This window comes from Streptomyces sp. NPDC005181 (assembly GCF_040608395.1).
Lineage (GTDB): Bacteria > Actinomycetota > Actinomycetes > Streptomycetales > Streptomycetaceae > Streptomyces.
Genome location: NZ_JBEXID010000070.1, coordinates 21,771 through 36,487 on the forward strand (window position 1 = coordinate 21,771; position 14,717 = coordinate 36,487).

The 14,717-nt window shown below is 69.0% G+C and carries 12 protein-coding genes and 2 pseudogenes; 9 read left to right on the forward strand and 5 right to left on the reverse strand.

Features of this window, described 5'->3' with window-relative positions; translation table 11 throughout:
* The first annotated feature begins 4 nt into the window (after window positions 1-4).
* The 7 genes from ABZV38_RS30650 to ABZV38_RS30680 all read left to right on the forward strand — a co-directional run bounded on the left by ABZV38_RS30650 (window position 5) and on the right by ABZV38_RS30680 (window position 10,194).
* The gene (locus ABZV38_RS30650) at window positions 5-1,051 is read left to right on the forward strand and encodes an ABC transporter ATP-binding protein (protein ID WP_356331692.1); all 1,047 of its coding nucleotides are present in this window, start codon (window positions 5-7) and stop codon (window positions 1,049-1,051) included.
* A complete protein-coding gene (locus ABZV38_RS30655) occupies window positions 1,048-2,028 on the forward strand; it encodes an ABC transporter permease (protein ID WP_356331693.1) in 981 nt (326 codons plus the stop codon). The genes ABZV38_RS30650 and ABZV38_RS30655 overlap by 4 nt, the downstream gene beginning before the upstream one ends.
* A gap of 3 nt (window positions 2,029-2,031) precedes the next feature.
* Window positions 2,032-3,030 (forward strand): ABC transporter permease, encoded by a 999-nt coding sequence (locus tag ABZV38_RS30660; protein WP_356331694.1) that lies wholly within the window; start codon window positions 2,032-2,034, stop codon window positions 3,028-3,030.
* Window positions 3,027-4,043, forward strand: a complete 1,017-nt coding sequence (locus ABZV38_RS30665; RefSeq protein ID WP_356331695.1) for an ABC transporter ATP-binding protein — start codon at window positions 3,027-3,029, stop codon at window positions 4,041-4,043. Before ABZV38_RS30660 ends, ABZV38_RS30665 begins: the two co-directional genes overlap by 4 nt.
* Before the next feature lie 28 nt (window positions 4,044-4,071).
* Window positions 4,072-5,490: a GH1 family beta-glucosidase gene (locus ABZV38_RS30670; RefSeq protein WP_356331696.1), complete on the forward strand. Its 1,419-nt coding sequence runs from the start codon at window positions 4,072-4,074 to the stop codon at window positions 5,488-5,490.
* Between the two features lie 155 nt (window positions 5,491-5,645).
* Window positions 5,646-8,756, forward strand: coding sequence for a glycoside hydrolase family 3 N-terminal domain-containing protein (locus tag ABZV38_RS30675; protein WP_356331697.1), 3,111 nt, complete (start codon window positions 5,646-5,648; stop codon window positions 8,754-8,756).
* Between the two features lie 70 nt (window positions 8,757-8,826).
* Window positions 8,827-10,194 carry a hypothetical protein gene (locus tag ABZV38_RS30680; protein WP_356331698.1) on the forward strand — a complete coding sequence of 456 codons (1,368 nt, stop codon included), beginning with the start codon at window positions 8,827-8,829 and terminating at the stop codon, window positions 10,192-10,194.
* 174 nt (window positions 10,195-10,368) lie between these two features.
* Here the strand turns inward: ABZV38_RS30680 and ABZV38_RS30685 are convergent, their stop codons facing one another.
* The 5 genes and pseudogenes from ABZV38_RS30685 to ABZV38_RS30705 form a co-directional block, all read right to left on the reverse strand.
* Window positions 10,369-10,542 carry a hypothetical protein gene (locus tag ABZV38_RS30685; protein ID WP_356331699.1) on the reverse strand — a complete coding sequence of 58 codons (174 nt, stop codon included), beginning with the start codon at window positions 10,540-10,542 and terminating at the stop codon, window positions 10,369-10,371.
* Between the two features lie 149 nt (window positions 10,543-10,691).
* Window positions 10,692-10,991, reverse strand: a pseudogene (locus ABZV38_RS30690) (aldo/keto reductase); the annotation flags it as partial.
* Between the two features lie 2 nt (window positions 10,992-10,993).
* Window positions 10,994-11,587 (reverse strand): annotated as a pseudogene (locus ABZV38_RS30695) (SGNH/GDSL hydrolase family protein); the annotation flags it as partial.
* Between the two features lie 429 nt (window positions 11,588-12,016).
* Complete coding sequence (locus tag ABZV38_RS30700) at window positions 12,017-12,670, reverse strand: class I SAM-dependent methyltransferase (RefSeq protein WP_356331700.1); 654 nt, start codon at window positions 12,668-12,670, stop codon at window positions 12,017-12,019.
* Window positions 12,671-12,800: 130 nt separating this feature from the next.
* A complete protein-coding gene (locus ABZV38_RS30705; protein ID WP_356331701.1) occupies window positions 12,801-13,412 on the reverse strand; it encodes a YceI family protein in 612 nt (203 codons plus the stop codon).
* Window positions 13,413-13,650: 238 nt separating this feature from the next.
* On the opposite strand from ABZV38_RS30705, the gene ABZV38_RS30710 reads away from it, so the two are divergent.
* Window positions 13,651-14,175 carry a hypothetical protein gene (locus ABZV38_RS30710; protein ID WP_356331702.1) on the forward strand — a complete coding sequence of 175 codons (525 nt, stop codon included), beginning with the start codon at window positions 13,651-13,653 and terminating at the stop codon, window positions 14,173-14,175.
* A 112-nt stretch (window positions 14,176-14,287) separates the two neighbouring features.
* Complete coding sequence (locus tag ABZV38_RS30715; protein ID WP_356331703.1) at window positions 14,288-14,608, forward strand: hypothetical protein; 321 nt, start codon at window positions 14,288-14,290, stop codon at window positions 14,606-14,608.
* The last annotated feature ends 109 nt before the right edge of the window (window positions 14,609-14,717 follow it).

The window sequence follows — 14,717 nt, forward strand, 5'->3', positions numbered from 1 at the left end:
GGCCATGACCACCACCACCGATCGGACCGACGACGTCGTGCTCGAAGCACGCGGAGTCACCAAACACTTCCCCGTCCGCCGCACCGGCCGCGATCTCGTCTCGCGCCGGCGCCGCACCGTCCACGCCGTCGACGACGTCTCGCTGAAGCTCCGGCGGGGCACGGTCACGGCCCTGGTGGGGGAGTCGGGCTCCGGCAAATCCACCGTCGCCCGGCTGCTCGCCCAGCTGTATCCGCTCACCGAGGGCGAGATCCAGCTGGCGGGGAAGGCGGTGAAGGCAGGCCGTGGCCGGTCCTTCCGCTCGTACGTACGACAGGTCCAGCTGATCTTCCAGGACCCGTTCGCCTCGCTCAACCCGGTCCACACCGTGCGCTACCACCTCACCCGGTCGCTGAAGATCCACGGCCGGGAGGCGACCGGAGCCGAGCTCGCCGCGCTGCTGGAGCGGGTGCAGCTCACCCCTGCCGCGCAGTACCTCGACAAGTTCCCGCACGAGCTCTCCGGCGGCCAGCGCCAGCGCGTCGCCATCGCCCGTGCGCTCGGCGCCGACCCGAAGGTCCTCCTGGCCGACGAGCCCGTCTCGATGCTCGACGTCTCCATCCGGCTCGGCGTCCTCAACCTGCTGCGGGACCTCAAGGAACGCCTCCATCTGGCGATCCTCTACATCACCCACGACATCGCCTCCGCCCGCTACTTCGCGGACACCACGCTCGTGATGTACGCGGGCCGGATCGTCGAGGGCGGTGACAGCGAAACCGTCACCCAGCGCCCCGCGCACCCGTACACCCAGCTGCTGATCGCCTCCGCGCCCGACCCGGACCGGGTGGTCGCCGAGGAGGAACAGGAGGAGACCGGCAGCGGCGAACCGCCCTCGCTGATCGCCCCACCGGCCGGCTGCCGCTTCCACCCCCGCTGCCCGAAGGCGATGGAGCGCTGCCGCACCGAACTGCCGCCGCGCTTCGACCTGGCGGACGGCCAGTGGGCGGCCTGCTGGCTGTACGCCGACGCCGCGGAAGCCGTCGACGATCACGAGAAGGAGGCCGTGAAGTGAAGTATCTGCTGCAACGGCTGGCCTTCTACCTGGTCACCGCGTGGGCCGCGATCACCATCAACTTCCTGATCCCGCGCCTGATGCCGGGCGACCCCGTCCAGTCCCTCATCGCACGCTTCCAGGGCCAGCTCGACACCAGCGCCATCGCCTCGCTCAAGGCGCTCTTCGGCCTCGACAAGCACCAGTCGCTGTGGGAGCAGTACACCGACTACTGGTCGCATCTGCTCGACGGCGACCTCGGGCTCTCCTTCACCTTCTTCCCGACGCCGGTCAGCGAGGTGATCGCCCAGTCGCTGCCGTGGACGCTCGCGCTCGTCGGCGTCACCACCCTGATCAGCTTCGCGCTCGGCACCGGCATCGGCGTCTTCACCGGCTGGCGGCGCGGCTCCTGGATCGACAGCCTGCTGCCCGTCACCACTTTCATCTCCGCCATCCCGTACTTCTGGCTGGGGCTGATCGCCATTGCGCTGTTCGCCAACAAGTGGGCGATCTTCCCGGAAGCGTTCGGGTACGACAGCGCCCTGGTGCCGGCCTTCGACTGGCCGTTCATCTCCAGCGCGCTCTACCACGCCGTGCTTCCGGGACTGACGATCGTGCTCAGCGCGGTGGCCGGCTGGATCCTCGGCATGCGGAACATGATGGTGACGGTGTCCAGCGAGGACTACGTCATGGTCGCCCAGGCGAAGGGGCTCTCCGAGCGGCGGGTGATGTTCGGATACGCGGCACGCAACGCGATCCTGCCCAACATCTCCGGCTTCGCCCTCTCACTCGGCTTCATCGTCGGCGGCACGCTGCTGGTAGAGATGGTCTTCTCCTACCCGGGCATCGGCTACCAGCTCTTCCAGGGCGTGGCTGCCAAGGACTACCCCCTGATGCAGGGCGTGTTCCTGATCATCACACTCTCGGTCCTCGTGGCGAACCTCCTCGCCGACGTCATCTACATGGTCCTCGACCCCCGTACCCGAAGGGAGGCCTAGGACATGGCCGTCACCGCTGCCGACGTCGCCGTACTGGATGCAATCGAGACCCCGGCGCCCAGCAAGCGCAGACTCCGCTTCCTGCGCGGTCGCAAGACCGTTGTCGGCCTCGGAATCCTGCTGTTCTTCGTCGTGATCGCCGTCATCGGGCCGTGGATCGCCCCGTACGACCCGGATGCCATGAGCAACGCACTGCTCCAACCGCCGTCCGGCGCGCACTGGTTCGGCACCACGCACACCGGACAGGATGTGCTCTCGCAGATCCTCGTCGGCACCCGCGGCGTCCTGGTCGTCGGCTTCGTCGCCGGGATCTTCGCGACGATCCTGTCCGTACTGATCGGGGTCAGCGCCGGCTTCCTCGGCGGTACCGCCGACGAACTGCTCTCGGTGCTTTCGAACGTCTTCCTGGTCATCCCCGGGCTACCACTGATCATCATCATCGCGAGTCTCGTCTCCGACGCCGGTGACCTGCTGATCGCCAGTGTGATCGCCCTCACCTCGTGGGCGTGGGGCGCGCGTGTCCTGCGTGCCCAGACGCTGTCGCTGCGCCGCAGGGATTATGTCGAAGCGGCCCGCGCCACCGGCGAGTCGACCTGGCGGATCATCCTCTTCGAGGTCCTGCCGAACCTGACGGCCGTCATCGCCTCCGGCTTCGTCGGCACGGTCATCTTCGCGATCCTCTCCGAGATCACCCTCGCCTTCATCGGCGTCGCCGACATCTCCAACTGGAACTGGGGGACCGTCCTGTTCTGGGCGCAGTCCAACCAGGCGCTGGCGCAGGGCGCGTGGTGGTGGTTCGTCCCGGCCGGGCTCTGCATCGCGCTGCTCGGCATGTCGCTCGGCCTGATCAACTTCGGTATCGACGAGTTCGTCAACCCTCGGCTGCGTACGGAGACCGGCGCGTCCCGGAAGGTCCGGATGCGGGTCGGCTTCACCCCCGTGGCGCGCGGCGCGCACGATGCCGTGGCGCGCGGCGCGCACGACAAGGAGACCCGCTCATGAGCGAGCCCGTCCTCACCATCAGCGGCCTCAACGTGGACTACGGGACCGGGGACGACGCCGTGCACGCGCTGCGCGACATCGACCTCACCCTGCACCGCGGCGAAGTCCTCGGCCTGGCAGGCGAGTCGGGCTCCGGAAAGTCCACCCTGGCGTACGCCGTCACCCGTCTCCTCTCCCCGCCCGGAGTGATCACCGGCGGCGAGGTCCACTACCACCGGCGCGACGGCGAGGCGCTCGACCTGCTGACCCTGTCCGCCCCCGAGCTCCGCGCCTTCCGCTGGCAGGAGCTGTCGATCGTCTTCCAGGGAGCGATGAACTCGCTCAACCCGGTGCACACGGTCCACAGCCAGCTCACCGACGTACTCAAGGCGCACCGCCCGGAGATGAAGCGGGCCGAACGCACCGAACGCGCGAAGGAGCTGCTGTCGCTGGTCGGCATCTCCGCGGACCGGCTCTCCGCCTACCCGCACCAGCTCTCCGGCGGCATGCGCCAGCGCGTGATGATCGCGATGGCGCTTGCGCTGGAGCCCGAGATCGTCATCATGGACGAGCCGACGACGGCCCTGGACGTCGTCATGCAGCGCCAGATCCTGCGCCAGCTGGTCAAGCTCCGTGAGGAGCTGGGTTTCTCGGTCGTCTTCATCACGCACGACATCTCGCTGCTGATCGAGTTCTCCGACCGGATCGCGATCATGTACGGCGGCCGGATCGTCGAGGAGGCCGGTGCCTCCGACATCTACCAGGACCCCCGCCACCCCTACAGCGATGGCCTGCTGCACTCCTTCCCGGCTCTGCACGGCCCCCGCCGCGAACTCACCGGCATCCCCGGTTCGCCCCCGCACCTTTCCGCGATGCCGGCCGGATGCGCCTTCCATCCCCGCTGCGGCAAGGCACTCGACCCGTGCGCCACCCAGGTGCCGGTCCTCGACCGGCCGGAAGGGGACGGCTCCCGCACGGTGGCCTGCTGGCTGCATCAGCCGGCCCCGGCCCAGGCCGCCGCCCCCCGCTCGTAGCGACCCCACAGCACACCACAGGAGAACCATGAACCTCGTCATCCCCCAGGGATACGCTCGCGAGATCGCCGCCGAGCCCGTTACCGGTCTGCCCGCCGACTTCCGCTGGGGCGTCGCCACCGCCGCCTACCAGATCGAGGGAGCGGCCGCCGAGGACGGCAGAACCCCGTCGATCTGGGACACGTACTGCAGGGTGCCGGGCATGGTCGTCCGCGGTGAGAACGGCGATGTGGCCTGTGACCACTACCACCGGATGCCCGAGGACGTGCAGCTGATCGCGGACCTGGGCGTCGACACGTACCGCTTCTCGCTCGCCTGGCCGCGCATCCAGCCCGGCGGCCGCGGCCCGGCCAACGCCAAGGGTCTCGACTTCTACAAGCGGCTGATCGACGAGCTGGAGTCCAAGGGCATCACCCCCTGGATCACCCTCTACCACTGGGACCTGCCGCAGGAGCTGGAGGACACGGGCGGCTGGCCGGCCCGCGACACCGCCTACCGCTTCGCCGAGTACGCCGCGCTCGCCTACGACGCGCTCGGCGACCGGGTCAAGCACTGGACCACGCTCAACGAGCCCTGGTGCTCGGCCATGCTCGGGTACGCGTACGGCAACCAGGCTCCCGGCCGTACGAACTTCGGCGAGGCGATCCACGCCGTCCACCATCTGCTGCTCGGCCACGGGCTCGCCTCCCGGTACATCCGCGAGACCGCCGCCGCCCGCGGCAACGACCTCGAACTGGGCATCACGCTCAACCTCGGGACCGCCACCCCCGAGACCGACAGCCACGAGGACGCCGAGGCCTGCCGCCGCGCCGACGGGCTCGGCCGCCGCCTCTACCTGGACCCGGTGGTCAAGGGCGCCTACCCCGAGGACGTCATCGCCGACCTCGCCCTGCAGAACGTCGAACTCCCGGTCCAGGACGGCGACCTGGAGATCATCTCCACCCCGCTCGACGTCCTCGGCGTCAACTTCTACCGCGGCACGCTCTTCTCCGGCGTCACGGAGGAGGGGTCCCCGGTGGACGCCGACGGCCTGCCGGTCACCCGGGGCGTCGAGCGCGACCTGCCGCGTACCGCCATGGACTGGGAGATCACCCCCACCGCCCTCACCGACCTGCTGGTGCGGCTGCAGAAGGACTACGGCGTCCCCACCGTGATCACCGAGAACGGCGCCGCGTTCGACGACACCGTCTCCGAGGACGGCGGGATCCATGATGCCGACCGCACGACCTACCTCGCCGACCACATCGCCGCCGTTGCTGCGGCCCGCGCCGAAGGAGCCGATGTCCGGGGCTACTTCGCCTGGTCGCTGATGGACAACTTCGAGTGGTCCTACGGCTACGACAAGCGGTTCGGCATCGTCCGTGTCGACTACGACACCCAGGAGCGGACGCTCAAGGACAGCGCCAAGTGGTACCGCGACACGATCCGCCTCACCCGCGGCGCGTAGCTGCGGCAACAACCAGGTCTCGCAGCCCTGCTGGGGTCTGCCGCAGTCCGGCGTCGACCGTATCGCACAGGGCGGTGTGAAGGCGGATGTCGACTGGGTGCGAGCCGAGCGGAAGAACTATCAGAAGCATTTTTTCAGTGTCCGAAGGAGCCGCAATGCCACCACGCACCCGCCGACGCGCCCGCCACCGGGCCAGACCGACGACGGCCGCACTGGCCGCTGTCACCGTCCTCGCCGGCCTGCTCGCCGGAGCCGCCCCGTCCGCCGTCGCCGCCACCGCAGCGGCGACGGCGGACGACCCGGCGCCCGTCCTCGTCGACCGTTTCGAGGGCGAGGTCCCGTTCGCCAACCAGCCCGCCGACGGCATCTTCACCTGGGGCGGCGACTCCGACGACCCGCCCACCCTGGCCCTGAAGGACCGCGCCGACGCCCCCGAGGGCACCAAGGTCCTCGAAGGCACGTACAACATCAGCGGCTACGGCGGTCTCAGTCACGACTTCGCCGCCGACCAGCCCGCCCACGACTGGTCGGCCCACAAGGGCATCCGCTTCTGGTGGTACGGCCAGAACACCGCGCCGCTGCCGCCCGGTTCGGGCAAGAAGATCAACTTCGAGATCAAGGACGGCGGCGCCAACGGCGAGGCGTCCGAGCTGTGGACCACGTCGTTCACCGACGACTGGGAGGGCTGGCACCAGGTCGAGATCCCGTTCACCGATTTCACGTACCGCACCGACTACCAGCCCGTCGGCGGCATCGACCAGGTCCTCGGCCTCGATGAGATGTGGGGCTACGCCGTCACGCTGCCGACCGGGGCCCCCGGCTCGTTCGCCATGGACGGTGTGGAGCTTTACGGGAAGGCCGACGCGGCCCTGAAGGCGAGCGTCGTCACGGACGCGGCGGTCCACACGGTGAAGGAGGGCGGCACGGCGGACATCGATGTCTCCGTCGCCACCACCGGCTCCGTACCGATCGAGGAACCCGTCACCGTCGCGTACGAGACCAAGGGCGGCAGCGCCGAGTCCGGCAAGGACTACACACCGGTCACCGGCACGTACACCTTCCCGGCAGGCACCGCGTCCGGGACCTCGCACCGGATCTCGGTCGCCACCAGGAAGGACGGCGCCGCCGAGTCCGCCGAGACGATCCCGCTCGAACTCACCGTCACCGGCGCCAAGCCGCCCAGGGAGAACCCGCAGGTCGTCATCGACGCCCACGGGCTGCCGTACCTCGACCCGAAGCTCCCGGAGAAGAAGCGCGTCGCCGACCTCCTCTCCCGGATGTCGCCGGCCGAGAAGGCCGGCCAGATGACCCAGGCCGAGCGCAACGCACTGAAGTCGCAGGGTGACATCGCCGCGTACGACCTCGGCTCGCTGCTCTCCGGCGGCGGCTCCGTCCCGACGCCGAACACGCCCGAGGCGTGGGCGAAGATGGTCGACGCCTACCAGCTCCGGGCGCAGGCGACCCGCTTCCAGATCCCGCTGATCTACGGCGTGGACGCGGTGCACGGGCACAACAACGTCATCGGCTCGACGATCATGCCGCACAACATCGGCATCGGTGCCGGGCGCGACCCGAAGCTCGCCGAAAGGACCGGCGCGGTCACCGCCGGCGAGGTCCGCGCGACGGGCATTCCGTGGGACTTCGCACCCTGCCTCTGCGTCACCCGCGACGAGCGCTGGGGCCGCTCCTACGAGTCGTACGGTGAGGACCCGGCACTCGTCGAGTCCATGGAGACGGTCATCCAGGGCATGCAGGGCAGCGCATCCGGCAAGGACCTGCACCGGGGCGACAAGGTCCTGGCCACCGCCAAGCACTATGTCGGCGACGGCGGTACGGAGTTCGGCTCGTCCGCCACCGGTTCGTACACCATCGACCAGGGCGTCACGAAGGTCACCCGGCAGGAACTCGAAGCCGTGCACCTCGCCCCGTTCGAGGAGGCCGTCAAGCGTGGTGTCGGCACGGTCATGCCGTCGTACTCCTCGCTCGACATCCTCGGCGACGACCAGGGCCCGGTGAAGATGCACGCCGACGCCGAGATGATCAACGGCGTGCTCAAGGACCGGATGGGCTTCAAGGGCTTCGTCATCAGTGACTGGCAGGCCATCGACCAGATCCCCGGCGACTACGCCAGCGACGTCCGTACGTCCATCAACGCCGGACTCGACATGATCATGGTCCCGACGGCGTACCAGGACTTCACGAAGACGCTCCAGGACGAGGTCACCGCGGGCCGGATCAGCCAGGCCCGGATCGACGACGCGGTCACCCGCATCCTGACCCAGAAGTTCCGGCTCGGCCTCTTCGAGAAGCCGTACGCCGACACGACCGGCATCGACCAGATCGGCTCGGCCGGACACCGTGCGGTGGCCCGCGAGGCGGCGGCCAAGTCGCAGGTCCTGCTGAAGAACGACGGCGGAGTGCTGCCGCTCAAGGCGTCGCAGAAGGTGTACGTCGCCGGGTCCAACGCCGACAACATCGGCAACCAGGCCGGCGGCTGGACCGTCAGCTGGCAGGGATCGTCGGGCAGGATCACCACGGGTACGACGATCCTGGAGGCCATGAAGAAGGACGCCACGGACGCGGCCTCGGTCACCTACTCCAAGGACGCTTCGGCATCTACGGACGGCTACGACGTGGGTGTGGTCGTGGTCGGCGAGACCCCGTACGCCGAAGGCATCGGTGACGTCGGCAACGGCAACGACCTGGAGCTGACCGCCGCCGACAAGGCCGCGATCGACAAGGTCTGCGCCGCGATGAAGTGCGCGGTCCTGGTGGTCTCCGGCCGCCCGCAGCTCATCGGCGACAGGCTCGGTGACATCGACGCACTCGTCGCGTCGTGGCTGCCGGGCACCGAGGGCGACGGCGTGGCCGACGTGCTGTACGGGAAGCGCGCCTTCACCGGACAGCTGCCGGTCACCTGGCCGAAGTCCGAGTCGCAGTTGCCGATCAACGTCGGTGACGCGACGTACGACCCGCAGTTCCCGTACGGCTGGGGCCTGACCACGCTGAAGAAGGCCCCGGCGGGCGGCGAACTGACCCTCGGCGCGCTCGCCGTCGCCGCGCAGCTCGCGGAGAAGGCCGGACTGGGGAAGTCCGAGGCAGGCAAGGCGATCGTCGACCAGGCTCGCCTGCTGGTGCAGCAGAAAATCGGCGGGAAGCCGACCGCGGCGGTGTCCAAGCCGTTCGCCGACGGTGACCACCTGCTGCTCACCGGTGATCTGACCGGGGCGGTGGCCAAGCTGAGGGCGGCGTACCGGGCCGCATAGCGCGGTATCGGAAGGAGGACTGACCCAGGTGGGCAGAGCATTTGTCGCTCACCTGGGTTAGCGTCGATATATGCGGAACAGGCTGTTCCCGACCCTGCTGGCCGGCCTGCTGCTGATGCTGTCGGCAGTCATGCTGGCCATGGCCCCGGCTGCGCCGAGCGCGACGACGATCAACGATGTGGCCCGGGCGCTGCGCCAGGGCCCGGTGTACGTCGATCCGGCAGCGGCGGACCAGCTGTCCGCGAGTCAGGCCGACGCCCTGACCAAGAAGATCAAGGACGCGGACAAGCCGGTCTTCGTGGCGGTGCTGCCGCAGACCTCCGCGTTCCCCGAGGCCACGGTGTTGCGGACGCTGCGCAACGACACCGGGATCACCGGGGTGTACGGGATCCGCCTCGGCGACACGTTCAAGCTGGGCGCGGACCGGTCGGTCATGTCCGTCACGGCCCGCCAGAACCTCTCCGCGGCGCTGCAGGCCCCCGGCACGAACACCGACGCCCCGACCCAGCTCACCACCTTCGTCGACCAGGCCGTCGCCCAGGCGCGCGGCCACGCCCCCGCCTCCTGGAGCGGCGGCTCGAACGACACGGGATCCGGCGTGACCGCACTGATCACGGTCGGCGCGCTGGCCGTGATCGGCGGCGGGACCGCGTACGCGATCGTCCGCCGCAACCGCCGCCGCAAGGCCGAGGAGGAACGGGCGGCGCTCGACAAGCTGCGGGTCGTCGTGGACGAGGACATCACCGCATACGGCGAGACCCTCGACCGCCTCGACTTCCGCCCGGCGGAGGCCGGCGCCGACGACGCGATGCGCGCCGACTACGAGCGGGCACTCGACTCGTACGAGAACGCGAAGTCCCGCATGGACAAGGCCCAGCATCCGTCCGACGTGCGCGGGGTCACCCAGGACCTGGAGGACGGCCGCTTCTCCCTGGCCGTCCTGGAAGCCCGCCGCACAGGCAGCCCCCTCCCGGACCGCCGCCCACCGTGCTTCTTCGACCCGCGCCACGGCCCTTCGGTGGCCGACGCCCTGTGGACACCGTCCGGCGGCGCACCGCGCGAGGTCCCGGTCTGCGGCGTGGACGAGATCCGGCTGCGCGACGGCGAGGACCCGCTGAGCCGCACCGTCGACACGGGTGACGGCCGTCGCCGCCCGTACTGGGAGGCGGGCCCGGCGTACGGCCCCTGGGCGGGCGGCTACTTCGGCGGCGGCCTGCTCCCCGGCCTGCTGGTGGGCACCGTGCTCGGTTCGATGCTCTCGTCCCCCGCCTACGCGGCGGACTACGGCGGTGGCGACTTCGGCAGCGGCGACTACTCGGGCGGCGATTACTCCGGCTCGGACTTCGACTCGTCCGACTTCGGGGGCGGGGGCGACGGCGGGGGATTCGGCGGAGGTGGCGATTTCGGCGGGGGCGGCGACTTCGGCGGCGGCTTCTGAGAGTCGTCGCGGTGCACCGGCAGGCTTCACCGGACAGTCCCTGGGCCCAGCGATGAGGGCGCCCGCACAGCCGCTTCACGGCGGGTGCGGACGCCCTCGAACGTCCCAAGGTCAGCGGCCTGCCCGAACCCGGTGTAGGCGGGTCAGGGCAGCGCGTCAACGGGGGAGGTGTTGTTACAGATCCTGCTCGATCTGCATTTCCCGGACCTTGTCGTCACGGTGCGTCTGCTCGTTCTTGATGGTGTAGGTGGTCGCCGGTCCGCTGCCGCTGACCTTGGTGATCTCGCCCTGACACCGCTTGTTCTCCTGGTCCAGGTACTCCACGCGCTGACCCTCGTTGTGCGGCATTGACTTCTCCGTTTCTCGGTGTAGACGGGCAGGGGCCGGTCCGGCGTTTCCGCACGGGCTGCCCCAGCCGGCGCCCGCTTTCTCATCGGTGCGCATTGCCAGACCACACCGTGTTCGCTCAACCAGCGACTCCAGAGAGCCCAATGGGGTCAACGGTTGCGGATGAGCCCTGCCAGTTCGTCCTGCGAGAGCCGCAGCGCTCCGGCTGCCACGTTGTCGGTCAGGTGGTCCGGATCGGTGCCCGGGATGGCCAGGACGTGCGGGCCCTGGTGCAGCGTCCAGGCCAGCCGGACCTGCGCGACCGTGGCTCCGTGGGCGCGGGCGACGGCGAGCAGCTCGTCGTCGGTGGCGCTCGCGGAGCCCCCGCCCTGCTCGCCTCCCGCGCCGGCGATCGCGAAGAACGGCACGAAAGCGACGCCCCTCTCGCCGCAGACCCGCAGGAGGTCGTCTGCATGAAAGACGTGGTTCGGGAACCGGGGTGCGAGGTGATGGAGTTGGATGCCTGGCCCTCGGCCAGGTAGATGGTCACGGAGAGGTTGGAGCCGGGCTCCAGCGTGAAGTCCAGCGGGTCGGAAACGATCTCCGAGCCGACCGGAACGACCGCCGACGACCGGCCGTGGAAGGTCACCTTCCGGGAGGTTCCCGGCTGGATCGCACTGTCGCCGGCCCGCCCGCCGGCCGGAAGTGCGACCGAGACCGCGGTGATGGGCAGTGCCGCACCCCCGAACGCGTTGGAGAAGCGCAGTCGCATCTGCTGTCCGCCGACGGCCATGTGGACGGTCTGTCGCAGGGTGCTGTCGGCGAGGACCAGATTGTCCTGCGTGAACGGCGCAGGCGGCATATTCGCGGGCTCGGTCAACTGCGGCATCGACGTCCAGGTATTCACCCAGTGGTTATTCAATTGCTGCGATGTTGCGTCAGCGGTCGGTCCCGGCGCCTTGTGGGCACCCACCGTGTCCACGGCTCCCACAGCAGGGGCCGTTGCCACTGTGGCTGCGAGAGCCACTGTCACGGCCAGGCCGACGATCGAAAACTTTCGAGCCATGGACTGCGTCCCCTCCATCAAAATGATCCACGCACGCTGTGGCGGTGACGGTTAACGGGCTGGTTATGGGGTGTCAAGAAGCCTTGCCAGATGCGACTTGGGTCGGTGAAATGCCGAAACTTTCGAAGAGCGGGAAAGGGGGCGATACGGCCCAAGGCGTCTGCACCTCGAATTGACTGCTCGTCAGACGTCCGTGGTGTGTGCGCGTCCCGGACCGCGGAGTGCGCAGAACCGGTGCAGTCCGCGCGTCGAGCGGCAGGACGGCTGCGCGCATTTCCTGCCCGGCTCCCCGGGGTATCTCAGAAAAATGCTGGGACGCCGAGGAATTGAGCCGTGACGGGCGACCTGCCCGATGCGTTCGGTACTTCCGGGATTTCGCGGCAGGTATGCCAGGGGACAGGGAAAGCCGATTCCGCTGCCGTTCGGCGGTTACGAATTCCTCGGCTTGCGCACCAGAAGGCAGGCGTGCGGAATCCGCGCGCTTTCCGGCTCGCCGACCAGCCTGGCGTGCACCACGAGCCCGGCGCGGGTCGCCAACTCGGCAATGCGGTCGGGTGGCAACAGGTAGACGTCGAGGGTTGTCGCGTGACCGCCGTACCCCTGCTTTTTGCGCCGTCGCTCGTCGCCGACGTGGAAGCCGAGCAGCAGGTGGCCTCCAGGGGCCAGCACCCGGTGGAACTCCTCGAACACCGCCGGCAGCACTTCCGGTGGCGTGTGGATGATCGAGTACCAGGCGACGATGCCGCCGAGTTCGCCGTCCGCCGACTCCAAGGCTGTCATCGTCCCGACGTCGAACCGCAGGTCCGGGTGGTCCCGCCGGGCCACTTCGGCCATCCCCGGCGACAGCTCCACACCGAATGCCGTCAGGCCGAGGGAGCGAAGATGCGCTGTCACGTGGCCGGGCCCGCATCCCACATCGGCGACCGGGCCGCCGCCGGCTTCCTGCACGAGTTCGGCGAATGCGCCCAGCATCGCGCGCCCCAGGAGATCGCCCTCGAACGCGGGGCGTACGAGCTCGGCGTAGTCGACAGCAACGGTGTCGTACGACGCCCGGGTTTCGCGCAGGTAGGACGGCTCCGCCATGCCGCAGACCCTAGTACTCCCTGCACCGGACGACGCCGCAACCGCGGTGGAAGGAAATGCCGAGCGCCCGCCTTCCTCCCCGGCGGGGGAGTGGAAGACGGGCGCGCTCGGGTCGGAGGGCTTCCGGGGATCAGGCCTGAGGAGCGGCCTTGATCGCGGAGATGTCGAAGTTCAGCTTGACCTTGTCGCTGACCATCACGCCGCCGGTCTCCAGCGCCGCGTTCCAGGTCAGGCCCCAGTCGGAGCGGAGGATTTCCGCGCTGCCCTCGAAGCCGACGCGCTCGTTGCCGTAGGGGTCGGTGGCGGAGCCGTTGAACTCCAGGTCGATGGCGAGCGGACGGGTGACGTCCTTGATGGTGAGGTCGCCGGTGACGCGGTACGTGTCGCCGCCGAGCTGCTCGGCGTGGGTGGAGCGGAACGTCATCAGCGGGAACTTCTCGGCGTCGAAGAAGTCGCCGCTGACCAGGTGGCCGTCGCGGTCGGCGATGCCGGTGTCGATGCTGGCGATCTTGACGTCGATGGAGGCGGTGGAGTGGTGCGGGTCGGCGCCGTTCAGCGTCAGCGTGCCCACGTGGTCACCGAAGGAGCCGCGGACGTTGGTGACCATGGCGTGACGCACGGTGAAGCCGATGCTGCTGTGCGACGGGTCGATCGTGTACTCGCCGGTCAGGGCGGCCAGGGCCGGGTCCACGGTGGCGGTGGTGGACGGGGTGGCGGCGGACTTGCGGTTGAACAGAGCCATGGCTCCTCCTCGGGAGACGTGATCGAGCGGGGGTCGAGGTCGTTGTTTAACCTTCAACGAGATTGACTGTAGCTCCATCTTGTTCAAACTTCAACATCTGGGGGCGGTTGATTTCGGCGGGGGTGCGCGGGGGTGGCACTGTTCGCCGCATCGGCGCGCGCGATGCCCTCTGGCGGACGCGCGTAGAACTGGGGCACTATCTCCCTGCCCTTGTTGTCATGAGCAGGAGGAGTCCCCCATGGTGTCCCGTATGACACTGCGCCCCGTCCTGACCGCCCTCGCCCTCGTCCTCGGCGCCCTGCTCGCCCCCGGTATCGGCGTTCTCGGCAGCGGCGCCACCGAGGCGCACGCCGTCACCAAGCTCACGCACGCGCAGGCGACGTCCCGGTTCAGCTCGTCCGGTATCACCTGGTCGTCCTCCGGCGGCTGCTCCAACCGGAACAACTCCACCTGCACATCCTTCGAGCAGCTCAATCTGGCCACCGCCCAGGGCGCCCAGACCCTCAAGAGCGCCACGGGTTGTGCGCTCAACATCACCGGGGGCACCGAGACCGGGCACGCCAGCGGTACGTACTCGCACTGGAACGGGTACAAGCTCGACTACGGCAAGTCCACCTGTCTCACCAACTACATCCACAGCGCCTTCAGCTACATAGGGCTCCGCGGTGACGGCGCTCCCCAGTACCGGTCCGGCTCCGGAAACATCTACGCGGACGAGGGCAACCACTGGGACGTCCTCTACTACAACTGCGGCGGCTGCTGACGGCACGCCGTAAATGCGTGCGGGTGCCCCCGTTCGTCGGAACGGGCGCACCCGTGTGCGATGGCACAGGTAACAATCAGCGAAGCCGATCACGGGTGTGAATACTGGGCACATGCGGAAGTGGTCGTCGATAGCTGTCGGTGTGAATCTGCTGCTGGGAATCCCGGGTGTCGTTCCGGTCTGGCTGCTGTGGTACTTCGCCTCGAACTGGCCGCTCGCGGCCATGGGCTGGACCAGGGGGAATCCGACGGAGAACGACGGCATGCTGCCCTGGGTGGTGTTCGCCGCACCGGTGCTGGCGCTGTTCTCCCTGGTGTGGTGGCTCGCCAACCGTCCCATGCGACGCAGAGCCGCACTCGATCCGCGGCTGTACTGGCCGGCCAGTGCGCTGGTGACCCTTGTGCCCACGTTCGTGCTCGTGATCGTTCCATGAGAAACGGATTGAAGGCATGCAGAACGAAATGACGCGGCGGCCGGCGCTCGGCCTGACCTGACCCCATGACGGCTCGGCCCTCTGCCGAGGTGCCCGCGGGCACCTCGGC